The 21,888-nt window shown below is 50.3% G+C and carries 22 protein-coding genes, 1 tRNA gene and 1 pseudogene; 15 read left to right on the top strand and 9 right to left on the bottom strand.

Features of this window, described 5'->3' with window-relative positions; genetic code table 11:
- Positions 1-105: 105 nt before the first annotated feature.
- A complete protein-coding gene (locus AACY98_RS02415) occupies positions 106-702 on the top strand; it encodes a hypothetical protein (protein ID WP_339801134.1) in 597 nt (198 codons plus the stop codon).
- Between the two features lie 98 nt (positions 703-800).
- On the top strand, positions 801-1,247 hold the full coding sequence (locus tag AACY98_RS02410) for a hypothetical protein (RefSeq protein ID WP_126981176.1): 447 nt from the start codon (positions 801-803) through the stop codon (positions 1,245-1,247).
- Positions 1,248-1,338: 91 nt separating this feature from the next.
- Here AACY98_RS02410 and satP read toward each other — a convergent pair whose 3' ends face one another.
- Entirely contained in the window at positions 1,339-1,902 is a 564-nt protein-coding gene (gene satP / locus AACY98_RS02405; RefSeq protein WP_339801130.1) for an acetate uptake transporter, read from the bottom strand.
- A 157-nt stretch (positions 1,903-2,059) separates the two neighbouring features.
- On the opposite strand from satP, the gene AACY98_RS02400 reads away from it, so the two are divergent.
- From AACY98_RS02400 to AACY98_RS02385, 4 genes are all read left to right on the top strand, one after another.
- Positions 2,060-2,713 (top strand): DNA alkylation repair protein, encoded by a 654-nt coding sequence (locus AACY98_RS02400; protein ID WP_339801127.1) that lies wholly within the window; start codon positions 2,060-2,062, stop codon positions 2,711-2,713.
- Between the two features lie 10 nt (positions 2,714-2,723).
- Entirely contained in the window at positions 2,724-3,308 is a 585-nt protein-coding gene (locus AACY98_RS02395) for a DJ-1/PfpI family protein (RefSeq protein WP_339801124.1), read from the top strand.
- Positions 3,309-4,023: 715 nt separating this feature from the next.
- Entirely contained in the window at positions 4,024-7,986 is a 3,963-nt protein-coding gene (locus AACY98_RS02390; protein ID WP_339801121.1) for an autotransporter domain-containing protein, read from the top strand.
- A gap of 399 nt (positions 7,987-8,385) precedes the next feature.
- A complete protein-coding gene (locus tag AACY98_RS02385) occupies positions 8,386-9,873 on the top strand; it encodes a PAS domain-containing sensor histidine kinase (RefSeq protein ID WP_339801118.1) in 1,488 nt (495 codons plus the stop codon).
- 11 nt (positions 9,874-9,884) lie between these two features.
- Here AACY98_RS02385 and AACY98_RS02380 read toward each other — a convergent pair whose 3' ends face one another.
- From AACY98_RS02380 to AACY98_RS02370, 3 genes are read right to left on the bottom strand one after another with little or no spacing between them, the layout of a single operon-like run.
- Entirely contained in the window at positions 9,885-11,573 is a 1,689-nt protein-coding gene (locus AACY98_RS02380; protein ID WP_339801116.1) for a GspE/PulE family protein, read from the bottom strand.
- Entirely contained in the window at positions 11,570-11,743 is a 174-nt protein-coding gene (locus AACY98_RS02375) for a hypothetical protein (protein ID WP_339801113.1), read from the bottom strand. Before AACY98_RS02375 ends, AACY98_RS02380 begins: the two co-directional genes overlap by 4 nt.
- 24 nt (positions 11,744-11,767) lie before the next feature.
- Entirely contained in the window at positions 11,768-12,160 is a 393-nt protein-coding gene (locus AACY98_RS02370; RefSeq protein WP_339801110.1) for a response regulator transcription factor, read from the bottom strand.
- Between the two features lie 302 nt (positions 12,161-12,462).
- Between AACY98_RS02370 and AACY98_RS02365 the strand changes: the two genes are divergently transcribed.
- Positions 12,463-12,804, top strand: coding sequence for a hypothetical protein (locus tag AACY98_RS02365; protein WP_339801108.1), 342 nt, complete (start codon positions 12,463-12,465; stop codon positions 12,802-12,804).
- A gap of 63 nt (positions 12,805-12,867) precedes the next feature.
- On the opposite strand, the gene AACY98_RS02360 is transcribed toward AACY98_RS02365, so the two are convergent.
- From AACY98_RS02360 to AACY98_RS02350, 3 genes are all read right to left on the bottom strand, one after another.
- A tRNA-Arg gene (locus AACY98_RS02360) sits at positions 12,868-12,939 on the bottom strand.
- Between the two features lie 263 nt (positions 12,940-13,202).
- A complete protein-coding gene (locus tag AACY98_RS02355; protein ID WP_339801106.1) occupies positions 13,203-13,463 on the bottom strand; it encodes a hypothetical protein in 261 nt (86 codons plus the stop codon).
- A 328-nt stretch (positions 13,464-13,791) separates the two neighbouring features.
- Entirely contained in the window at positions 13,792-14,442 is a 651-nt protein-coding gene (locus AACY98_RS02350; RefSeq protein WP_339801103.1) for an FMN-binding negative transcriptional regulator, read from the bottom strand.
- A 384-nt stretch (positions 14,443-14,826) separates the two neighbouring features.
- Between AACY98_RS02350 and AACY98_RS02345 the strand changes: the two genes are divergently transcribed.
- From AACY98_RS02345 to adk, 6 genes and pseudogenes are all read left to right on the top strand, one after another.
- Positions 14,827-15,456, top strand: a complete 630-nt coding sequence (locus AACY98_RS02345) for a MotA/TolQ/ExbB proton channel family protein (protein WP_126980630.1) — start codon at positions 14,827-14,829, stop codon at positions 15,454-15,456.
- Positions 15,453-15,869, top strand: coding sequence for an ExbD/TolR family protein (locus tag AACY98_RS02340; RefSeq protein WP_339801100.1), 417 nt, complete (start codon positions 15,453-15,455; stop codon positions 15,867-15,869). Before AACY98_RS02345 ends, AACY98_RS02340 begins: the two co-directional genes overlap by 4 nt.
- 82 nt (positions 15,870-15,951) lie before the next feature.
- Positions 15,952-17,022 carry a tetraacyldisaccharide 4'-kinase gene (gene lpxK / locus AACY98_RS02335; protein WP_339801096.1) on the top strand — a complete coding sequence of 357 codons (1,071 nt, stop codon included), beginning with the start codon at positions 15,952-15,954 and terminating at the stop codon, positions 17,020-17,022.
- A gap of 44 nt (positions 17,023-17,066) precedes the next feature.
- Positions 17,067-17,231, top strand: a pseudogene (locus tag AACY98_RS02330) (Trm112 family protein); the annotation flags it as partial.
- A 129-nt stretch (positions 17,232-17,360) separates the two neighbouring features.
- Positions 17,361-18,146, top strand: coding sequence for a 3-deoxy-manno-octulosonate cytidylyltransferase (gene kdsB / locus AACY98_RS02325; RefSeq protein WP_339801093.1), 786 nt, complete (start codon positions 17,361-17,363; stop codon positions 18,144-18,146).
- A gap of 366 nt (positions 18,147-18,512) precedes the next feature.
- A complete protein-coding gene (adk, locus tag AACY98_RS02320) occupies positions 18,513-19,169 on the top strand; it encodes an adenylate kinase (protein ID WP_339801091.1) in 657 nt (218 codons plus the stop codon).
- Positions 19,170-19,319: 150 nt separating this feature from the next.
- Here the strand turns inward: adk and AACY98_RS02315 are convergent, their stop codons facing one another.
- Both AACY98_RS02315 and smpB read right to left on the bottom strand, forming a co-directional pair.
- The gene (locus tag AACY98_RS02315; protein ID WP_339801088.1) at positions 19,320-20,393 is read right to left on the bottom strand and encodes a hypothetical protein; all 1,074 of its coding nucleotides are present in this window, start codon (positions 20,391-20,393) and stop codon (positions 19,320-19,322) included.
- Positions 20,394-20,503: 110 nt separating this feature from the next.
- On the bottom strand, positions 20,504-20,968 hold the full coding sequence (gene smpB, locus AACY98_RS02310) for an SsrA-binding protein SmpB (protein WP_126980637.1): 465 nt from the start codon (positions 20,966-20,968) through the stop codon (positions 20,504-20,506).
- A gap of 49 nt (positions 20,969-21,017) precedes the next feature.
- Between smpB and AACY98_RS02305 the strand changes: the two genes are divergently transcribed.
- Complete coding sequence (locus tag AACY98_RS02305; protein WP_126980638.1) at positions 21,018-21,476, top strand: type II toxin-antitoxin system RatA family toxin; 459 nt, start codon at positions 21,018-21,020, stop codon at positions 21,474-21,476.
- Positions 21,466-21,834 carry an RnfH family protein gene (locus AACY98_RS02300; protein ID WP_339801084.1) on the top strand — a complete coding sequence of 123 codons (369 nt, stop codon included), beginning with the start codon at positions 21,466-21,468 and terminating at the stop codon, positions 21,832-21,834. Before AACY98_RS02305 ends, AACY98_RS02300 begins: the two co-directional genes overlap by 11 nt.
- Positions 21,835-21,888 lie beyond the last annotated feature (54 nt).

Genomic DNA, 21,888 nt, shown 5'->3' with positions numbered 1-21,888 from the left:
TACTGTCAAATTAAGCGGTGGTAAGTCAATATTTTGGTAAGATAGTGGGTGGAGCAATGAATCTGTTAGGGTAGAATAAACTGGCTTCATTACAAGGGATGCTTTATGCATGAGATGAACTTAAAAGAAATGACGTTTGAATACCACCCGGCAGCAGGAGAACTGCATTTTTCTGTCGGCAAGGCCTTGGTATACCGTCGGGGACAATCGGGGTTGATGCTGGATAACAACCCATTCGGAACGCCTGAGTTGACACCTGTTACGCAACTGAAAATGCTGCAAGATCCGGTACGCCTGGCTTATGAATCAATTGTGAAGGGTGGCAAGTCCCAGTTTCTGGCAAAAGCAAATTACACCTGTGACGAGTTGATCTTCCCGCATATTGAGAGCGCACACTGCCAGGGGGTTCAGTTGCCGGCTGGTGGTGATGACAAAATCAGCATGGAGTTTGAAGGCGGAGCCCTGAGCCGCATGATGGTGGCGAAAAACGGTGCCGGTTCCGACGATGGCATCTATATCTTCCGCGAGGAAAACAAACTGTACTACCTGCAGAAAAATCCCAAACGCAGGTTGCTGGTGTCGCGTCTGAGTTTTGAGGAAGGTTTTTTCCGTATGCAGACGGATGAAGGCGATATTGCCTGGCGGGCCCATTTGTGTCCGTTTGTCAGCGAGATAGTCGCTGATGTTCTGAATACAATGTAAAACCGATGAGAGATTAAAGGTTAGAATTGCGCCATTGCAGGTTGAACCCTGTGTTTTTGAATTGGTTCATGTCTTAATCTGTTTAGAAAGAAATGATGATGAAAAAAGTGAAAGCAATTGTTTGTGGGTTGATTCTGGCAACGGCGGGTGTGACATCTGTCTATGCCGGCCCTTATGCCGACCGCATGGGGCAATGCCTGGTTCAGAAAACAACGCCTCAGGACCGGATGGCTTTGATGCAGTGGTTTTTCTCTGCCATGGCCGCACACCCCAACCTGAAAGGGGTGGCAAATATCTCGGATAAACAGGCACAGTCTTATGACCAGAACGTGGCCAAGCTGCTGATGCGCCTGCTGACACAGGATTGCCGCGCCGAGGTGAAAGAAGCCGTGAGCCGGGAAGGCAACACAGCGATGCAGGGAAGCTTTCAGGTGCTGGGGCAGGTTGCCGCAGTGGACCTGATGCAATCGCCGGACGTGCAAAAACGCATGATGGGTTTCACCCAGTATCTGGATGAGAAAAAACTTGAAGATGTTATGAAATAAGCTTGACATGTTCATGCAACTAAAAAGGAGCCGTAAAGGCTCCTTTTTAGTTTTTAAGGCACAGAAAATGAGGCAATATAAGCCCACCGATTCAAGGCGCGCCTATCGGCAAAACGGTGCGGCCATACTGCTCGTTGAGCACTTCGGCCATTGCCAGATAAATGGCACTGAGGCCGCAGACAATGCCTTCAAAACCTGCAATACTCAAAATGAATTTACTCTGTGTGATATTGCCGATGGCCAGCAGCGCAAAAAGAATGGTCAGGCTGCCGAATACGAACTGCAATCCCCGGTTGGCTTTTAAGGTGCCGAAGAACATGAACAGGGTGAAGATACCCCACATGGCCAGGTAGATGCCAAAGAACACGTGGTTTGTTGGCGCAGTGCTTGCAGATGCAGGCAGGTACCAGATGCCGACCAGCGTCATCCAGAAAAAGCCGTAGGATGTAAATGCCGTCACGCCAAATGTATTGCCTTTTTTAAACTCCAAAATGCCAGCGATAACCTGTGCCAAGCCGCCATAAAAGATACCCATGGCGACAATGGCTGTTGCGACGGGAAAAAAACCTGCATTATGGATGTTCAGTAAAACGGTGGTCATGCCAAATCCCATTAAACCGAGCGGGCCAGGGTTGGCCAGTTTGTCTACGTTCATATGTTTGTCTCCGTGAAATTTTATTTATGGTGAATTCATTATATTCGGTGCGAACCATATCAGACTACAGTGTCGGTCATACCAGATTTTGCATGCACATGGGTGGCATCAAGTTGGTAGATAATGCAATGATTCAAACAGTTATAAAGTGACCGGTATGATGCCTCAGAGAATTGATCTGCAACCGCATGGCAATGCAATCAAAGCGCAGGAGATGGCGCGTTATATGAAAAACAGGTTTCCGTTTCTGGGGATTAATAAACCCGAGCGGCATGCGTTGATCAAACCGCTGTTAAAGCATTCTCAAAGCTGGACGCCCCGGCAGTTATCGGCAGAAGTGCTGTATTACTATGGCCTGCCAGAGCGTGAATACCAGTATCTGGCCATTGATCTTGTGCAGGCCAATGTCAAAAAGGTGACTCTGGCAGATTGGGAGCGCTGCTATTTTGATTTGTTGGACCAAAAGGCCTGGTGGGACAGCGTAGATTCCCTGCGAAAGCCTTTGGCGGATTTGCTGCTGCAAAATCCGGATCAATTGGCGCATGTGGTTCAACTGCTGATGAATGATGCATCCTTATGGAAGCGCCGGGTGGCTATAACTGTGCAATTGCAATATAAAGAAAAAACAGATGAAGATCTGTTGCGGCAGAGCATTGAAGCCAGTCTGGCGATAAACGAGTTTTTTATCCAGAAAGCCATAGGCTGGGCATTGCGTGATTACAGCAAGCATAATCCACAATGGGTCAGGCAGTTTATGGCAGAGCATTCGCTTTCGGCATTGGCAGCAAGAGAAGGCAGTAAATATTTATAAGGGATGTTTTATGCATATCAATATTTTTCTGTTCAACGATTTTGAAACGCTTGATGCCTTTGGGCCCGTGGAGGTGTTGGGGCGCGTTGATACATATCAACTGCACTACTGCTCTTTGCAGGGCGGGCTGGTGACCAGCCGGCAGCAGGTACCGGTTGTCACAGTGCCTGTCTCCCAGGTTGATCAGGATGGAGTGCTGTTGATTCCAGGGGGACAGGGAACGCGTTCCTTGGTCAGTGATGCACAGGCGATTTCCGTGCTAAAAAATCTGGCGGCAAAATCGGCTTATTGCCTGAGTGTATGCACAGGCTCAGCATTGCTTGCAAAAACCGGGTTACTGAGCGGGCGTGTTGCAACGTCTAATAAAAAGGCCTGGCCCTGGGTCACTTCCGTTGACCAGACGGTATTATGGAAGCGGCAGGCACGCTGGTGTGTGGATGGCAAATTTTATACGTCGTCCGGGGTTTCGGCGGGTATGGATATGACGCTTGGATTTATTGCAGACCAGCATGGCATGAACAAGGCCAACGATATTGCACAACACATCGAATATGTCTGGAATGCCAACCCCGATAACGATCCTTTTGCAGGGTAAGCAGGGCCAGGGGAATTATCGGCCTTTTTCATTGTTGCTATCAACTTTGCAAGTTTTGCACCTGTACATCACAGAGCCGTATTTCTAAATGCCGGTTCGTTTGCGGCAGGAAAAATCTTGCTGCACCTGCATGTGTTCACAGACATCTTCTATCAGGCTTGCATACAAAGGCTTTATCCTTTTCTGTTCTTTCCTGCTTATTCAGGTTGATCCGTGCGCTGGCTGAAAAATTAAGTGCCATTCAAGAGGACATCCATATAGTGGACAACCTGAAGTGAAGCGCTCAAGTCGTTTTCATATGATGCAACGTATTCTCGGGATTTTGAGGAGTCAAACTATTTTTAAGTTGTGCAATGTTTGTGTCAGTGTGTGCAAATGCATAAGATTTTTTTATAGTTTTCATTTTGATAATTTATGGTTTCCCAAATTTTCCTGTTTACTTTCTGCTCATTTGATTTAAATGAATGAGAAATGCAGGGTTTCAGTGATCATGCAATGTTCTTTGCCTGACATTCATGTTCCATGATGATGTCAGCGATAGGTTTTATTGTTACCACGGTGAATGGTAATTTTTCACATATCAGAAACTTTTGAGCATGAATCTGACTTTTGCATGCTCATCTGGAGGAATTATGTGGAGAATGGAATCTCTAAATAATAAAAAATTATATTTATCAGCAGTTCTAATAACTATGAATTTATCGAGGCCATTTGCATGAATCACATTTACCGCATTATTTTCAATCAAAAACAAGGGGTTTTTCAGGCAGTCTGCGAGCATGCGAAAAACGGACATGGTGAAAAATCTGCAACGACTATTTCAGATAAGACTTCATCGAAGATTTTTAGTTGTAAGCGTACAGCGTTTTCACAATTTTTGCGTGGCATATTCGGCGTATCGGCCATGGCGGCTGTGTTGTTTGGCAGTACGGCTCATGCTGCGCGTCACCTTGCCAGTGATACAACCATAGATGGTATTCTTTATGTATCTGTCATTGAGGCGGATGACATCTATCTGGATGGCATTGGCACTTATACGGTGACGGTCACAGGTGGAGGCCTGATCCAGACGACTGCCGGCGGAACAGGTGCGGCACTTGTCATTGGCAGGGGATCAACAGACACGAATGCCACACTCAATGTCGACGCCGGCGGGCAGGTCGATGTGTACGATAAGTTGCTGGTCGGGCAAAGTGGTGCAACCGGCATTTTGAATATCAATTCAGGCGGGATTGTTACCGCCCGTAACGGTGGCAATATTGGCGCTGTGGGAGGCGCATCTGCCACAACGAATATCTACAGTGGCGGTGTACTGGATTCGGCCGGTTACATGTATGTGGGGGGAGACAGTACCGGCGAGCTGAATGTTTTTAACGGAGGTTCATTTACCAGCAGTGGTTCCAACAGCATTGTCGGTATTGGTATCAACAGCGGGGGGCATGGGACGGTCAATGTTGAAGGCTCGATGACGCTAGGCGGCAGTACTGCGCTTATTGTTGGCGATTACAGCACAGGCATCATGAATGTAAACAATGGCGGTACGGTGAATGTCGCCAGTTATGCCTGGATCGGGTATCGCTCGGGAGAGGGCTCCCTGACGGTGTCAGGAGCGGGGTCTGAGTTTCAGACGACAGGGACAGGCTCGTTCCGCATTGGGGACGGTGCCGGCTCCGGCACTGTTACTGTTGAAGATGGCGGCTACATCAAGATCAGTGGCGGCAATGTTCAGATTGGTAAAGGGCAAAGCGGGTCCGGTGGCTCGGGGGCTCTGACGATTACCGGTGGCGGTTCGTTGTTTGAATCAACCGCAACGGGTATTCTGGAAGTTGGTACTGGCGCCAGTTCTGCCGGCAGTGTAACGGTTGCCGATGGCGGGCAGTTGAAGACCAATACTTCCCAGATCAATGTGGGAACAGGTTCTGGCGGTTCTGGCGTGCTTAACATCGGTGCGGCCCGCGGCAACGCTGCTGTGGCTGCTGGCTCGATTGTCAACAGCAATACCATCAACCTGGGCACGTATGGCAGCCTGGTGTTTAACCACACCGATTCGGGGTATGTGTTTGCATCTCCGATTACCGGATCAGGTGCTGTTTATCAGGAGAATGCAGGCTCCACCACGATTCTGACCGGCAACAACGACAGTTTTGGCGGCAGCATTGCTGTTAACGGCGGTACATTGCAAATTGGTAATGCAGGGGCCAGCGGGTCGATTGGCTCATCGGATGTGGCGGTCGCCAGCGGGGCAACACTTGCGGCCAACCGTACCGGGACGATGACTGTTTCCGGCATCATCAGTGGCGATGGCAGCTTTGAGCAAAACGGGGCCGGTACCACAATACTGACCGGTGCAAATACCTACAGTGGCGGTACTCAGGTCACAGCAGGTACGCTGCAAGGTAACACAACCAGCCTGCAGGGCGATATTGTCAACAACGCGACCCTGATTTTTGACCAGGCAACCGACGGCACTTACAGCGGCACTCTGAGTGGCACAGGCACACTGACCAAAGCCGGCAGTGATGCATTGACGTTGGCGGCCAATGCAGCAACTGGTCAGGTGAACCTGAACACAGGTACCTTGAACATAGATGCCGGCCGTACCCTGACGGTAGCGAATGCCATGAACATGGCCAGTGGAACCACGCTGGGCGTGGATATTGCCAGCACCCCGGCGGTGGTTGCAGATACGATCACGCTGACAGGCAGCAATATCATCAATATTAACGGTTACAGTGCCAGGACCGACTCTGGTGTTTATACCCTGGCGACAACCACCAGTGGCGTGAGCGGCAGCTTTGAAACCACAGTTGCCGGCGCGCCTTTGCACACCTATGTGGATCTGGATACTTACCTGATCGGCTCGGCCTGGATTGATGCCACCGGCAAAAACATCCTTGCACGGGTTGAGCTGGTGTGGAACAACAATGACCCGTCGAGTGCGCACGGCACTTTTAACATTCCAACTGGTGAAAGTTTTGATGTTGGCGTTGCATTGGCGGACAACACTTTAACCAGCGCTCTGGGCTTTGGCTGGAACGGGCAGGACCTGACCAAAACAGGAGCAGGAACTTTGATTCTTGACGGTGTCAACACCTATACCGGTCATACCGAAGTACAGGATGGCACCTTGCTGGTGGGCAGTACGGCAGAGAGCAGCAGTGCCCAGATAGCAGGCCATGTGGATGTACAAAACGGCGCCACCCTGGGTGGACATGGCCGTATTTTAGGCACAGCCACCATCAACAGCGGCGGCACCCTGTCCCCGGGCAATTCAGTTGGTACGCTCACGGTGGCAGATGCCATTTTCAACAGCGGCTCCACCTATCAGATTGACGTCAACCCGGACGGCACGGCAGACAAACTGGTCGCCAACTCTGCTCTGGGCGGCACCGGGACCGTCACCATCGACTCCGGTGCCAAACTGGGGATACTGGCTGGCGCAGGCACCTGGAACACCAGTACCAGATACCTCATCATCGATACCGATGGCGGTGTGACAGGCCAATTTGGCACCGTCACGAGCAACCTGGCCTTCCTGACGGAAACCGTCAATTATGACATTTCAAACCAGGTGTGGCTGACCATGAGCCGCAACGATGTGGGCTTTGATGAACTGCCCGGAGGCACTTACAACGAAAACAATACCGGCAAGGGCATTGAAAGCCTTGGCAATGGCAATGCCATCTACGACACCGTTGTCAGCATGGACAGCCTTTCGGCCCTGAATGCTTTTGACAACCTCAGCGGCGAAATCCATGGCAGTGCCAAGAGCGCTGTGCTCACCAACCGCTATGCTAGGGATGCCATCAACGAGCATCTGTATCGCAGCCCCGTGCCGGATGCCGACCTGCCCGAAGCCAAACGAGCACTGTGGGTCAGTACCTGGGGCTATGATGGTCACCTTAAAAACGACGGCAACGCGGCCAAGCTTGAAACCCAGGGCTGGGGCGTGCTGGTGGGGGCCGATATCTATGACAACGGCACCACAGCCGCAGGTCTGGCCATGGGCTATGAGCAAACCGACATCAAAGCACGCAGCACCCGCAACTCTGCGGCCGACATCAATATGGTACATCTGCTGGCTTACGGGCGGACCAGTGCCGGCCCGATCGACATCAGGGCAGCAGCAGGCTACAGCTGGCTTGATATGGATACCACCCGTTACGTCAACGTAGGCAGCATCTCCTCCAAAAACCAGACCAGCTACAATGGCGGGCGCGTTCAGGCTTATGTGGAAGGCAGCCACACGTTTGAGCTGACAGAGCAGGCCAGCGTCACCCCATTCCTCAACGTGGCCTATCAAAGAATCACGGCAGAGAGTTTTACCGAAGAAGGCAGCGAGGCTATGCTTCAGGGGCACCGCAGTTCCGATCACCTGGTGACCACGACAGCCGGGGTGCGCGGGCAGTGGCAGCTCAATGACAAGGCGAGCATAGACGGGCATCTGGGCTGGCAGCACAACATGGGTGATGTAGCACCCCATGCACGGCTGAACTTCATTGGTGGCACCACCTATAACGTGGACGGCACGCGGGTGGACCGTGACAGTGCCATTGTTGGTCTTGGCGGCACCTATCAGATCAGGCCCGATATGAGGCTGAGTGCTGGCTACGAAGGGCAATTTGGTAACCAGAGCCGGGAGCATGCGCTGAAAGTGCAGTTCCGCTACAGCTTCTGATAAGGTGAAGAGTTTTTTAGAGGCTAAAAAGAGGGAGGCCCAGTCCAAACGGCTTTGTTACCAATGGGTGACAAAGCCGTTTTTTTGCCGGTTTCAATGGTGTAAAACCTGAATGATACTCAAAGGCTGGGCGGTAAAGACACGCCGAAGTTTTCAGCAGACAGGAATGAAAAAGCCGCTTCAATACAGCGTATAGATTGCCTCCGACAGGCGCTAAATTAAAAATCTGCTTTGATGAGCCATTTTTGCAAGCAATCATTAAAAGAGTGGCGGTGCTATGAATAAGCTCCAAGAAGTCATGTATGCCCTGCTGCTATGAGGGATTTTGCTTTCGGCTATCTTGGAGTATTGCGTTTAAATCATAGTTGAACCTGTTAAAACCCGCGAAAGACATTGACGATGGAGCTGAATCAAAAAAAGTTAACTGAAATCACATTTCACCTGATTGTGGATTCAGCGCCGAATGCTGTTTTGTTAGTCAACCAAGAGGGCAAGATTGCCTACGTGAATAAGCAGTGTGAGAGTCTTTTCGGATATAGCTCTTCCGAGATGATTGGTATGGCAGTGGAGATGCTGATTCCTGAACAGTTCCGTAAAGGGCATGTTCCTTTGCGCCGCAAATACATGCATGCATCAGTCATGAGGCGTATGGGAGAAGGCAGGGAGCTTTATGGACTGCGTAAAGATGGCACGATATGCCCGCTTGAGATCGGGTTGAACCCCTTGGTGCTGGTGGATGGAACATGGGTGCTTGCTACGATCATTGATATCTCTGAACGTAAGCGGGCAGAAGACCGGTTTCGCAAAATAGTCAACTCTGCTCCTAACGCCATGATTTTGGTTAATCAGGCCGGCTTTATCACGCTGGTGAATCAACAGGCACTGATCATGTTCGGGTACAGTGAGGCTGACATGGTTGGCAAAAAAATGGAGATGTTGCTGCCGGAACGGTACCGGGGGCATCATGGTGCCCTTCGGGATGGTTTTTTTGCAAATCCACAAACCCGTAATATGGGGGTTGGTCGTGATCTTTTTGCCCGCAGGAAAGATGGCTCGGAAATCCCCGTGGAGATTGGACTGAACCCGGTTCAGACCGAAGAAGGGATAGTGGCTGTGGCATCCATCATTGATATCACAGCGCGCCGTGAACAAGAGGAACTGAGGGTAAAGAAAGATGCTGCCGAGGCTGCCTATAAAGCAAAAGGAGAGCTTTTGGCGATTGCCAGTCATGACCTGAAAAATCCTCTGCTTGCAATTAATGGCATTGCGCAGTTGATGCTGGACATCAAGAAAAGCTCTCCCAATATACCAGCACAGGATATTGAATTTCTCCAGAACATTTGCGACGCATCCTTGCACATGTCGAATATTGTCAAGGGCATTTTGGAGAGCGAAGGCCTGGAGCAGCAAGGCGCTATGCTTGATTTCAAGGAAGTGGATCTCAGCGCTTTGTGTACCTCACTGATTCGCATTAATGAGGCTGCTGCGATGAAAAAAGCAATCCTCATTACCTATGAGATTGAACCTGGCGTTGTTGTTCAAGGCGATAAAACGCGTCTGCAAGAGGCATTTGATAACTATGTCAGCAACGCGATTAAATACTCTCCGGGGGGCAAGAAGGTCACGGTCAGTCTTAAGAAAGTTCAGGACCTGGGACAGATTGAGTTTGGTGTGAAAGACGAAGGACCTGGATTGACCGAAGAGGATAGGTCCAAACTTTTTGGAAAATTCAAGCGGCTCAGTGCCAAGCCGACTGGAGGAGAGTCATCGACAGGGCTTGGCCTGTCGATCGTGAAAACTATTATTGAGCTTCATAAAGGGAAGGTTGGCTGTGATAGCCAACCAGGGCAGGGAGCCTACTTCTGGGCACGCCTGCCAATGCAATGATTTTGCGGCTTTTATCCGGCTGTTACCCGTTCAACTTCTTCAAGTGAAGTAATCCCAAGCATGGCCTTCATGATGCCGTCGTAACGCATAGACCGGAACCCCAGGCGCAAGGCTTCTTTGTACAGCTCGACGGATGATGCGCGGTTCATAACGAGGTCGCGCAGCCGGTCTGTCATGATAAAGATTTCGTGTATTGCGACCCGGCCTGAGTACCCGCTGTGATTGCATGCGTCGCAACCCAATCCTCGGTAAAAGTATCCCTGATATTCAGGAGGGTGGTTATAAAAAAGTTGATCGATGACTTCTTTGGGCGCTTCGTACTTTTCTTTGCAATGCTCGCATATCCGCCGTACCAGCCGTTGTGCCATAGAACCCACCAATGAAGGAGCAACCATAAATGGATCTACTCCGATTTCAATCAACCTGTTTATGGCCTGCAATGCATTGTTAGTATGCATGGTGGCCATGACCAGATGGCCGGTCTGGGCGGCTTGCATAGCGATTCGGGCAGTTTCCAGATCGCGGATTTCACCAATGAGAATGACCTGTGGGTCCTGCCGAAGAACAGCCCGAAGCACTTCTGCAAAATCCAGATCGATTGCGGCATTGGTTTGGATCTGCGTAATGCCATCAATCCGAAGCTCAACAGGATCCTCTACGGTAATCACGTTAATTTCGGGACGGTTGATTTTGGACAGTACTGAATAGAGTGTGGTCGTTTTGCCGGAGCCCGTGGGTCCGGTGACAAAAAACACGCCATTGGGTTTTTTGATGAGGTGAGTCAGCAGGCCTTGGTTTCGAGTGCTGAGGCTGAGTTGATCAATTGGTTTGCCCACTTGATCGGCTGATCCGATCACACGAATGACCGCCTTTTCTCCAAAAACGGTTGGGACTGTAGACAACCGAAAGTCGTAGGTACTGTTTTTCAACTCGAGAGACAGTCTCCCATCCTGTGGGTGACGCTGTTCGGTGATATCCAGGCTCGCCATGATTTTTAAGCGAGACATGACTGTGGGGGTTACATTCTTATTGAGCTGCAAAACGGTTCGCAACTGCCCGTCAATGCGAAACCGGGCATTCAGTGTTTTTGCTGTGGGCTGGATATGGATGTCGCTCGCACTGTTCTGTAAGCAATACAGCAACATGCCTCTGACCAGCTCGACTACTCCGGTAGAGGATGCCAACTCCTTCAGTTGGGCTGTATCCATCTTTTCTGGGGCACGCGAGCCTGCAGCAAGCTGGTCCGAAAGCTTTTCTAGTTCATCCGTTGTTTCATATTGAATGTCGATGCTGTTTTCAATTTCCTGAGGAAAGGCAAATACTGTGCTGACAGGGCAGCCAACCAGTTTTTCCAGGCTGGCGATCACAGCTGTATCTTCAGGATGAGCCATTGCGACTGTTAAAGTATCTCCCATCTTGTAAACAGGAATACAAAGCAGTTTCTTTGCTATCTCTGCTGGCAGTAGGGCCAGTGCTTCCCGCTGGAAGAGTGTTTTTCCCAATGGCACATGGGCTTTGCCGATACTGTCGCTGTACAGCTTGGCGAGCAAATTCCGGTCCTTGGTCAGCTCGAGAGTTTCAAACAACTGCTTGGCTATGGTGAGGTTGTCACCGCCGGATGATCTCAGAAGCGTTCGAATTTCCGTTTCATCGGCCAGACCATTCTCGACCAGACTGGGAAGAAATGCAGAGGTATTCATGATTGAGGCCTCTTGTCTTTATTATCTTTTTTCTTGAACAATTCGGTGATGTCGGCCTGCTTAACACTGCTCTGTCCATACATGCCTGTTTCCGACTCAACCTCTTTCAACATTTGCTGCAGGTCAAATCTGGGGACATCGAAATCATCACGTTTTTCTACCATGTCCATATATCAGCTTTCTATTTTGCAGGTTTATTCTGTGGCATCGTTAAGATGCTCTTTCCATGCCTCAACAATAATTTGCTTCAGTTCCGCGACAGGCGTATCTTTTCGAATGTACTGCAGGGCGCCAAGCTCGGCAGCAGAGTGAACTGTTGCCATGTCAGAAAGTGATGTCAGCATGATTACTGCGGCATTGGGATTGTTTTTCTTGATGTCGCGAAGTGCAGCAAGCCCGTCTTTTCCGGGCATATTCACGTCCATCAAGACGACATCGGGAGATGTTTCCTGATACAGCGACACGGCTTCTGATCCATTCTCGGCTTCTCCAACAACTTCGCAGCCGAGGCCCACTAGAACCGCTTTAATGTATGTACGAACGTGTTTTTCGTCGTCTGCAAGCAGTACTCGCACTTTTCTTGGCATGATTTCATTATCCTCAAACGTAGAGTGTAAATTAGAGAAATGACTTAATCTTTAACAGATATTTCATTCTCTTAAAGCCCCTTCTGAACTCTAAAAATTCAGAAACCCCCATATATTGGCAGTCCCAAATTCTCAACGCTGTATAAAAGCCAATATATGAAGAACAGTACTACAAAAATATGAAAAATAAACGCGATTGTTTGATTCTATGCGGATGTGTTATCACACTATTGCCATATAGCCTATTAATATCAGAATGGTTAAACTTTAAAGCACCTTAAAGCGAAAAATACAGACTTTATTTGGCAGAAAGAAGATTTAAACTTGATTATATAGAGCAAACAATGTGGTTTGCTTCGCAGCCATTGAAGTTACCCACTTTGGGTATAAGGGGATGCAATCAGGTCAATTTTATTTATTCTGATGACACCTTTGATTATTTCTTTTTTGAGTTGGGTCTTGCCCGTTTATGCCTGATGGCTGCTTGGACAAAGCGTGTGATTTTGAAACTTTTGAAAAAACCAGTTGCTGGCAGACAAGGCACAGATGAGAGCAGCTTTAAACAGGATTGCGATCCGTCAGACGCAGTATCCATGAGCAGCAAAATGCGACAGCAATGGCTATGCCAATGGACAGATGATTGACGTGTGGGGATAAGGGGAAAATAAAAAACGGCCTTGAAAGCCGCTTCAATGCAACGTATAGAGTGCCTCCGACAGGAATCGAACCTGTATCTAGCGCTTAGGAGGCGCTCGTTCTATCCATTGAACTACGGCGGCAGGCCTGCCATTTTATGCTACATTCGCGGCGCTGTCACTTGGCAGGACTAAACTGAATGGTTGTACAAACTATCCTGGCAGAGCGTCAGATATTGAGCAGGAAAGGGCTTTACCTTCTTTTGGAAGAGATGATTTTTTACTGATCTGGAAGGTGTTTGCTGCCGTATAAGGCAGCAGACGAAGTGGGAGATGTCACTCTCGTACTTATTAGAAAAAAGCAGACAGCTTGACCGGCTGTCTGCCACAGTGGCATACCAAAAGCCTTATTTGCATTGATAAGGACTCTCGTCTTCGAGTTCTTCCCCTGTGTGTGCGTTTTTGATGACCACAATTGCATTCGGATATGCGGAACAGATTGCATCGCGCACGGTATAAATACCTTTTCCTTGTGCCCGTGATGAAATGCTGCTGCTTACCGGGTTACCGTTTTGATCATGTGCTGTGATGATGTATTCGCCCGACAGGGTTGTACATCCGGCCAGTGCTGCGCCCAAAAAAAGACATGCGAATATAGATTTTTTCATAGTTACCTTTCTTGACAGGGCACTATCGAAATGTTCAATGCAAAAATGCCCTCAACAAATTATATCCATGGCATTAGTATGGATAAGGCCTTTTCTGATGCTATAGCGCGTTTGTTGCACAAAATTAACGACAGCGTGATATGTTTATCTGCAAAGTGTGCAAAAGTACCTGTTTTCGGGGGTATTGAGAAAGGCGGCCCTGTGGCGGCAGTTAGTTATCTGGGCGCATCATTCAGGTGTCATATGGGGCTGGATGACACGATGCAGCCGCTTAGCTTCTCATGGTATTGCGGATGCATCGCAAAAGATCTGGCGGATGGCGTTGGTGTTACTTGGCGCGTAATTGCTGTTCCATCAAATCTGCAATTTCTTGTGCAGGCGTATTGGGGAGCGCATGCGCGCGCAGGTTTTCTATGACACCCTGCTGGTTCTCCATGGGCTGATTCTGCGAAAGTTTGTTCTTGCCCTGAAGCTGTGTGATTTCAATGCGTATACCAACAATGGCGTTAAGCATGGCATTGATATAGGGTTCCGGTGCATCGTGTAAATGCCATGGGCTGGGCATGGTCTGTTCGTGCTGGTCACTGAGCTGGGTCAAATCGGCTTTGAGTTCTGCCCGGTCTGTGGTGGTGTGCATGTGACCATATGCATGTACCGCCGTGTAATTCCATGTAGGCACGGCTTTGCCATTTTGTTTTTTGGTCGGATACCAGCCAGGTGAAATGTAGCTGTGTGGGCCGTGGAAAATGGCCAGCACAGGTTGTGAAGAATCATGCTGCTGCCACAGAGGATTTTTGTGTGCCAGGTGTCCTACCAGGGTGCCGTATGGCCCTTGTTGCCGGTGTAATGAAAGCGGCAGATGGCTGGCCTGCAACCCGTGCTCCGCTGAGAAGGTGACCAGTGTGGCAAAGGGGTGCTGTTCTATATGGTGGTGCAGGGCTGCCAGATCTGAGAGCTTGAATGCGGCAGGAATGTACATGTGGAGGTTCCTTCTGGTAAGAATCGGGTTTTGTTTTTTCTGGCAGGGCTTGGAGTCTTATTGTAAAAGAGTGTACCGGATCAGAAACCGACCGGGGTCATATGCAATGCAGTGATAAACTGTTGCCGTAGCAAAATGCCATTTAAACTACCTTGAAATGCTGAAAGATTATCGTAGTATATTGATTTTATTTATGTTTTTTTTAGATTAAAAACTAGGCAATTTGTTCAAACCCGCATGAAGACAAGCATCTGGATATGTGTATACGCGTTTACGCACATACTTATCCACAGGAACAGGGGGTAACTTGGGCGGCTTCCCAAACGGGGGCGTCTCGGGTGATAATTACGGGTGTCAATTTATTTTGAGCTGAGGAGGCGTTCTTTGTTTTCCATCATTCAGGCTGCTGGCTGGCCCATCTGGTTTTTGATTCTGTGTTCGTTTGCTGCAATTGTGTTCATTGTGGAGCGGTTTCTGAGTTTGCGGCGTGACAAGATCATTCCGGCAAAGACGCTGGAAGAAGCGATCAGCGCCAGCGCAAAAAAAATTCCTTCTCCTGAGACCATTAAAAAACTGGCGGCAAGCTCAGTGCTTGGCGGTGTTTTGGCTACAGGTTTGCAGACCGTGCAGCAAAACCCGGAGGTGAAAGAGGAGGAGTTGCGCAGTACGATGGAAGGCGCCGGCCGGCTGGCTATTCATGTGATGGAGCGTTTTCTCCCTGCACTGGCAACCATTGCCTATGTAGCGCCTTTGCTGGGGCTGTTTGGTACTGTGATCGGCATGATCGAGATTTTTGGTGCCCAACAGGCCGCCGGACAAGGGGACCCGGCGCAGGTGGCACACGGTATTTCTGTCGCGCTTTATAACACGGCGTTTGGCCTGATGATTGCGATTGTGGCGTATCTGTTCTACCGTTATTTCCGTTCCCGGGTTGAAGTCTATATTCTGCTGCTCGAGCAAAGTTCTGAGCGCTTTACGCGGCATCTGTTGAGTCTGCTGGAGCGTGCCAAGTGAAATTCCGCCATCGCCCCCTGGATGAACTGGAGATCAATCTGATCCCGTTCATCGATATATTGCTGGTGATCATTATCTTTTTAATGCTGACGACCACTTATAACCGCATTGCCGCATTGCAAATCCGTTTGCCTGATGCCAATGCCGAACAGCAGAACATGACAGTGCAAAAAGTTGATGTGGTGGTTACAGCGGATGGTACATTTGCCATCAATGGCACGATTGTGAGTGACCCGAGTGTGTCGCATCTGGCACAGTTACTGAGAGCGGCAGCCGGGGAGCATGAACTGTCCATGGTGGTGATCAATGCCGATGGCAATTCTTCGCATCAGTCGGTTGTCAATGTGATGGATGCTGCCAGACAGGCAGGGCTTTCACGCCTGACATTTGCCACCCGCAGCGAGCAGCCCTGACCCAATTGAAATGGCCCGATCGGGCCAAACCGTTTTGTTGTTGTATCATTCAACATTCATCTCACACGATGTGGCTGCCTATATGACAAGCTCGCCCGAACAACCCCAACCTGCTGCAAAAGAAAAGTATTGGCAGCGGCGCGGTGGTGTTGCGTGTGTTTTGTGGCCGGCAAGCCTGTTGTTCAGGGGTATCAGTGCAGTGCGCCGCTGGTGGTTGCAGCGGGTTCGGCAACCATGGAAAGCGTCTGTGCCTGTGATTGTGGTCGGCAATCTGACCGCAGGGGGTGCTGGCAAAACGCCGACAGTGATTGCACTGGTTGAGCATCTGAAGCAGGCAGGGTGGCAGCCTGGGGTGATTTCCCGCGGGTATGGCAGAAAAGACAATACCCCGTGTGTTGAGGTGCAGAGCAGCAGTACCCCGGCGCAGACTGGCGATGAACCCTTGCTGATCAAGCGCAGCACTGGCGTGCCTGTGTTTGTAGGCGCAAAGCGTGTGCAGGTTGCGCAGATGCTGCTGGAGCGCTACCCTGCAACCACGGTACTGCTTAGCGATGACGGGTTGCAGCATTATGCATTGGGGCGTGACATTGAAATTGCGGTGTTTGACGACCGTGGAGCCGGTAACGGCTGGCTGCTGCCTGCCGGGCCTTTGCGCGAACCGCTTTCCAGAGCCCGCTCAGTTGACCTGGTTTTGTATAACGCCGATGCGCCTTCTGTCGGTTTGCCAGGGTATATGGTGACACGCGGGCTGAAAGGCTATTTGCCGCTGAGCACCTGGGCTGACACATGCCCTGCGCAGCGGTCATGGCAGCCTATGGCTGCGCTGGTTGCAAAGTGCCAGCTTCAAGGGACGAGCATTGCGGCGGCGGCGGGTATTGGGCATCCGCAGCGGTTTTTTAATATGCTGGCGCAGGCCGGGGTGAAGCTGGAACAGACGCTGCCGCTGCCGGACCATTATGACTTTGCGCAATCGCCGTTTGAGGCAATTCGCTCAGACATCATCCTGATTACTGAAAAAGATGCGGCTAAATGCCTACAATTACCTCATCAGGAAAAACTGCATGTGGTTGCGCTGGACTATGAGCCGGAAATAGCGTTTATGCAGCGCCTGGATCAATTGCTGGCAGATGTGCCAAACACGAGGCAGCCATAGAGAGTGGCTGCTTGTGGCCGATGAACACTGGAGTGACATGACTTATGGACCGTAAATTGCTTGAACTGCTGATATGCCCGGTAACACAGGGCCCGCTTGAATATGATAAAGAGCACCAGGTGCTGATCTCGCAAGGGGCCAAGCTGGTGTTTCCGATTCACGATGGTATTCCCATCATGCTTGAAACTGAAGCGGTGGTTTTGGATGAGTGGGTAGCCCAGGGCAAGCCACATGCCAACCAAATGAAAGCGCCTGTGGCGGCGTCTGCCCCGGATACACAGGAACATGCGCCGGAAAATGAAGCTGCAGAACAAGAAAAATCTGAATGATCGGGTTGTATGGATTTTCATGTCATTATTCCTGCACGCCTGAAGTCGACACGGCTGCCTGATAAGCCACTGGCCGATATCAATGGGCTGCCGATGGTGGTGTGCGTTGCCCGGTGTGCGGCACAGAGCCAGGCGAAAAGCGTCACAGTGGCTGCGGATGATGAGCGCATTGTGCAGGCGTGTGTACAGCATGGCGTGTCTGCGGTGCTGACAAGGGCAGACCATCCCAGTGGCAGTGACCGTCTGGCAGAGGCCAGCAGCCTGCTCGGACTGTCTGGCAGCGACATTGTGGTGAATGTGCAGGGCGATGAGCCTTTGATGCCGCCGCAATTGATTAATGCCTGTGCACGTGTATTAAACAACAATCCGGACTGTGCCATCAGTACCGCAGCACATGCGATAGATGATGAGGCAGAGTATGCCAACCCCAATGTGGTCAAAGTCGTTTGCGATGCGGCCGGGCGGGCGCTCTATTTCAGCCGGGCGCCGATTCCATGGTGGCGTGATGGCAATCTGGCGCATTCGGCAGGGCAGGTCCCGCATCTGCCAGAACCGGGGGCAGATATGCCTTTGCCACTGCGGCACATTGGCATTTATGCCTATCGGGTGGTTTTTTTGCAGCGCTTCCCGACATTGCCGGTAGCACCGCTGGAGCGTTTGGAGTCACTGGAACAATTGCGTGCCTTGTGGCACGGAGAACGCATTGCAGTACATGTGACGTCTGAGCGCCCAGGCCCTGGAGTAGATACTCCGGCCGATTTGGAGCGGGTGCGTGCAGCATTGGCTGCAAGGTGAATAACAGTCTGAAATGACAGATGTGGTATTGCCGGAGCTGCTGTCTTTGCTGGGAGCACAGATTATCGTGTTGTGACCTAGGGATGCGGTATTCAGGGAAAACCGTTTTGATGCGGATGGAGGTTGTGTATTACGCTGTACCGTTGCTATGCAATGGATACGCGCACAGGAATGATCAACTTGCGCATGCGAAGAACCGCTGGACGTTGATTTATCCTTAAAATGTATGGAATACCATAATTACATTTGGCTACCCGGACGCCATACAATCAACTGTAGACATTTCATTTATGAACACATGACGTTGATGGCTGAAGTTGGGCAGTTATTTTGACAGCTTTCAATGAATAAAAGGAGAGTATTTCAATGCGACTGATTTTATTGGGTGCACCAGGCGCCGGTAAAGGAACCCAGGCTCAATTTATTTGCGAAAAATACGGTATTCCACAAATTTCCACTGGCGATATGCTGCGTGCAGCCGTGAAAGCCGGAACGCCGCTGGGGGTTGAAGCCAAAAAAGTTATGGACAGTGGTGGTTTGGTGTCTGACGACATCATCATTGGTCTGGTCAAAGAGCGTATCACACAGCCCGATTGTGCCAACGGTTTTTTGTTTGACGGTTTTCCGCGTACCATCCCGCAGGCCGATGCCTTGAAAAAGGCCGGTGTCAAGCTCGACTTTGTACTGGAAATTGACGTGCCCGATGCGCAGATTGTTGACCGCATGAGTGGCCGCCGTGTGCACCCCGCTTCAGGGCGTACCTATCATATCAAGCACAATCCTCCCAAGGTTCAGGGGAAGGACGATGTCACCGGTGAAGACCTGATTCAGCGTGATGATGACAAAGAGGAAACCGTGCGCAAGCGTCTGGACGTATACCAGAGCCAGACACGGCCCCTGGTCGATTACTATGGACAGTGGGCTACCAGCGGTGCAGCAGATGCGCCGAAATACCGCAAAGTGAGCGGTGTAGGCTCTGTGCAGGAAATTACCCAACGTGTGACGGATGCATTAAAAGCCTGATTTTTCTGGCAACAGTCACAACAACCCGGGACTGTGCGTATGGTGCAGTGCCGGGTTTTTGTATGTGAAACTGCTCTGCCCCTAGTAAGGGATGGGGCGCTGCTTGCGAGCGCTGGCCGGAATGGCTGTGGCTGCGAGGCTGAGAGACAGTCAGTCGTTCTGCTGTTCCAACTGTTCGATCCTTTTCTTCAGCATGCGAATCTCAAGCATGGCTTCGCCATAAGCCGCCTGCAGCTCTTCTGGCTGGGGTGCTTGGGAATGGGCTGCTTTATGAGGCGCATGCGTCTCAGGCTCAACAGTGTTGTCCATTTGCCGTAAGGCTTCTTCTACCCAGCATTCTACAGTGGGGACAGGCAGGCTAAAAATCTGGCTGGCCTGTTGTATGGTGGTTTTGCCATGCAGGATATTATGTGCCAGTGCGGCTTGACGCTCAAGACTCCATCTATTGCTTGCTGAATCAGGCTGTGTGGCCAGATCTGGCGCAAATAGGGTGGTATTTTCTTGTTGCTGTGTTGTAGTGTTGTGAGAAAGAGTAGCAGCAGGCTCAGGAACAGGTATCGTTTGAGGTGTTGTTTGCAGTGGGGCTGCTTTTTCTGCCGTATAGGGTGTTTTTTGAAGTGGTGATGATTCTTGGGAAAATGTATTCTGCTGTGGTGTTGGAACTGGCGGATGTGCAATGTGTGAGGGGGTTTCCAGCTGTGTACGCAGGTGCATCACTTTGTCGGAAACCTGTGTGGCCTGTTTTTGCATTTCTTCGTTTAAAGGCTGGGCAAGTTCGCCAATCATTTGTAATGCTTTTGTGTAGCTTTCCAAGGCAGTCTCGGGATTGTTTATAGTTTGACTGTCTGCCATGTGGATGTAGGTATTGATGTTTTGCTGTAGCTGCTGTTGTTTCTGGTTTTCTTTTTCCTGAATACGATCCTGCGTTGATTTTTCACGCTTTTCAGGAGACGCTAAAAGGTATTTGATGCCCGCAATCACGTAAGCAACCAGACAGAAACCGGTGAACGCGGTTATAAACCACAACACGCCATTGATTCTACCTCCCAGTGGATTTTGCATGGACAGGATCAAGCACGTCATGACCAGTGCGGCCAGCAATGAAAAGCCTAATCGCGTGAGGTGCGATTTACATAAAATCCCAATAGCCAATGCAACAATGGCGTGAATAGGGTCGACAAGCGTGGCCAATACGCCAACAAAAAATAGAATGAAAGTTGTCATGGGTTTGTTGGTTGCTGATGAACGTGCCTTTTGATGATGCTGTGGCGTATGGCTTGAACTCAGGCCGTCAGATTTTTTATTGTCTGGGCAGTTATAGAACAGAGATTTGCTTACGCATCCGGATTGCGTGTGGTTTTATGCCGCATCAGGCGCGCTTTTTCTCTGTCCCAGTCACGGTCTTTTTCGGTTTGCCGTTTGTCGTGTGTTTTTTTGCCTTTGCCTAAAGCGATATCAACTTTGACACGGCCTTTGCTGTAGTGCAGATTCAACGGGACCAGTGTGTAGCCACGCTGCTCGACTTTGCCGATCAGGCGACTGATTTCTTCCTTGTGCAGCAGCAGTTTTTTGGTGCGCGCCGCTTCGGGCTTGACATGGGTAGAAGCACTTTTAAGTGGGCTGATCTGGCAGCCGATGAGATACAGCTCTGCATCACGAATAACCACGTAGCCATCAGTGAGTTGGGCGCGCCCTTCACGGATGGCCTTAACCTCCCAGCCTTCGAGCACCAGGCCTGCTTCGTATTTGTCTTCCAGAATGTAATTGAATCTGGCTTTTCTGTTTTCTGCAATAGACATGGGTTGACAAGTCAGTTATTTAAGTTCTTTTACAATAGAGTGCAATTGTATGAAAAATGTTAAAAAGTCCGTTTTAATCTGGTACTCCCCCAGAGAAATGTATGATCTGGTCATTGATGTTAAGGCCTATCCTACATTTTTGCCCTGGTGCAGCAGTGCCGAAGTGGTGGAAACCTTGCCTGAGGGCATGGTGGCCCGGTTGGGCATCGGCTATGGCAGCATCAATCAGAAGTTTACCACCCGCAACCATCATGAACCGGGAAAGTCGGTGACCATGGATCTGGTGGATGGTCCTTTTTCTTCACTGAAAGGCGTCTGGACTTTTACCGAACTGCCTGCAACGCCCCCGCAAACCGAGCCTCCGCGGGCCTGCCGTATCAATTTTGAGATCAGTTACGAATTTTCCAGCAAAGCGCTGGAGTTTGTGCTGGGCCCGGTATTTGACCGCATTGTCAACTCACAGGTTGAGGCATTTATCAAGCGGGCCAATACCGTTTATGGTAAGTGACGCACTGCCAGAACCTTTGTCGGCAGATGATGTTGAGGTGATTTATTCGCCTGCAGCGCGGCAGACGGTTGTTGTCAAAGTATCCTTATCAAATATTCAAGATGCGCATGGTGTTGCCACCGTACAAGCCGCGATCATTGCCAGCGGGCTGTGTGCCCGGTTTCCTGAAGTTGATTTGCAAACAGCCCATATTGGTATCTGGGGCCGCCAGACCAGGCTGGATGCTTCGCTACGTCTGAATGACCGCATTGAAATTTACCGCCCGTTGACGGTTGATCCGAAAGAGGCGCGCCGCTTGCGCTATAAAAAGCAGGGGCCGGTACGGTCACGCCACCGTCCGGGTTACAAAGGCCCATAACCTGATTCATGTGCATCTTTTGCCGTGTTTTCTGCGCTGGTGGTTGCGCAGGAT

The organism is Saezia sanguinis (genome assembly GCF_963921665.1).
Taxonomy (GTDB): domain Bacteria; phylum Pseudomonadota; class Gammaproteobacteria; order Burkholderiales; family Burkholderiaceae_C; genus Saezia; species Saezia sanguinis.
Note: the sequence above shows the minus strand (reverse complement) of the source record. Positions and strands in the feature narration are given on the sequence as shown.

Excerpts from the sequence above, each read along its gene's own strand:
- AACY98_RS02415 (WP_339801134.1), top strand. The coding sequence starts at position 106 with ATGCATGAGATGAACTTAAAAGAAATGACGTTTGAATACCACCCGGCA.
- AACY98_RS02410 (WP_126981176.1), top strand. The coding sequence starts at position 801 with ATGAAAAAAGTGAAAGCAATTGTTTGTGGGTTGATTCTGGCAACGGCG.
- satP (WP_339801130.1), bottom strand. The coding sequence starts at position 1,902 with ATGAACGTAGACAAACTGGCCAACCCTGGCCCGCTCGGTTTAATGGGA.
- AACY98_RS02400 (WP_339801127.1), top strand. The coding sequence starts at position 2,060 with ATGATGCCTCAGAGAATTGATCTGCAACCGCATGGCAATGCAATCAAA.
- AACY98_RS02395 (WP_339801124.1), top strand. The coding sequence starts at position 2,724 with ATGCATATCAATATTTTTCTGTTCAACGATTTTGAAACGCTTGATGCC.
- AACY98_RS02390 (WP_339801121.1), top strand. The coding sequence starts at position 4,024 with ATGAATCACATTTACCGCATTATTTTCAATCAAAAACAAGGGGTTTTT.
- AACY98_RS02385 (WP_339801118.1), top strand. The coding sequence starts at position 8,386 with ATGGAGCTGAATCAAAAAAAGTTAACTGAAATCACATTTCACCTGATT.
- AACY98_RS02380 (WP_339801116.1), bottom strand. The coding sequence starts at position 11,573 with ATGAATACCTCTGCATTTCTTCCCAGTCTGGTCGAGAATGGTCTGGCC.
- AACY98_RS02375 (WP_339801113.1), bottom strand. The coding sequence starts at position 11,743 with ATGGACATGGTAGAAAAACGTGATGATTTCGATGTCCCCAGATTTGAC.
- AACY98_RS02370 (WP_339801110.1), bottom strand. The coding sequence starts at position 12,160 with ATGCCAAGAAAAGTGCGAGTACTGCTTGCAGACGACGAAAAACACGTT.
- AACY98_RS02355 (WP_339801106.1), bottom strand. The coding sequence starts at position 13,463 with ATGAAAAAATCTATATTCGCATGTCTTTTTTTGGGCGCAGCACTGGCC.
- AACY98_RS02350 (WP_339801103.1), bottom strand. The coding sequence starts at position 14,442 with ATGTACATTCCTGCCGCATTCAAGCTCTCAGATCTGGCAGCCCTGCAC.
- lpxK (WP_339801096.1), top strand. The coding sequence starts at position 15,952 with ATGACAAGCTCGCCCGAACAACCCCAACCTGCTGCAAAAGAAAAGTAT.
- kdsB (WP_339801093.1), top strand. The coding sequence starts at position 17,361 with ATGGATTTTCATGTCATTATTCCTGCACGCCTGAAGTCGACACGGCTG.
- adk (WP_339801091.1), top strand. The coding sequence starts at position 18,513 with ATGCGACTGATTTTATTGGGTGCACCAGGCGCCGGTAAAGGAACCCAG.
- AACY98_RS02315 (WP_339801088.1), bottom strand. The coding sequence starts at position 20,393 with ATGACAACTTTCATTCTATTTTTTGTTGGCGTATTGGCCACGCTTGTC.
- smpB (WP_126980637.1), bottom strand. The coding sequence starts at position 20,968 with ATGTCTATTGCAGAAAACAGAAAAGCCAGATTCAATTACATTCTGGAA.
- AACY98_RS02305 (WP_126980638.1), top strand. The coding sequence starts at position 21,018 with ATGAAAAATGTTAAAAAGTCCGTTTTAATCTGGTACTCCCCCAGAGAA.
- AACY98_RS02300 (WP_339801084.1), top strand. The coding sequence starts at position 21,466 with ATGGTAAGTGACGCACTGCCAGAACCTTTGTCGGCAGATGATGTTGAG.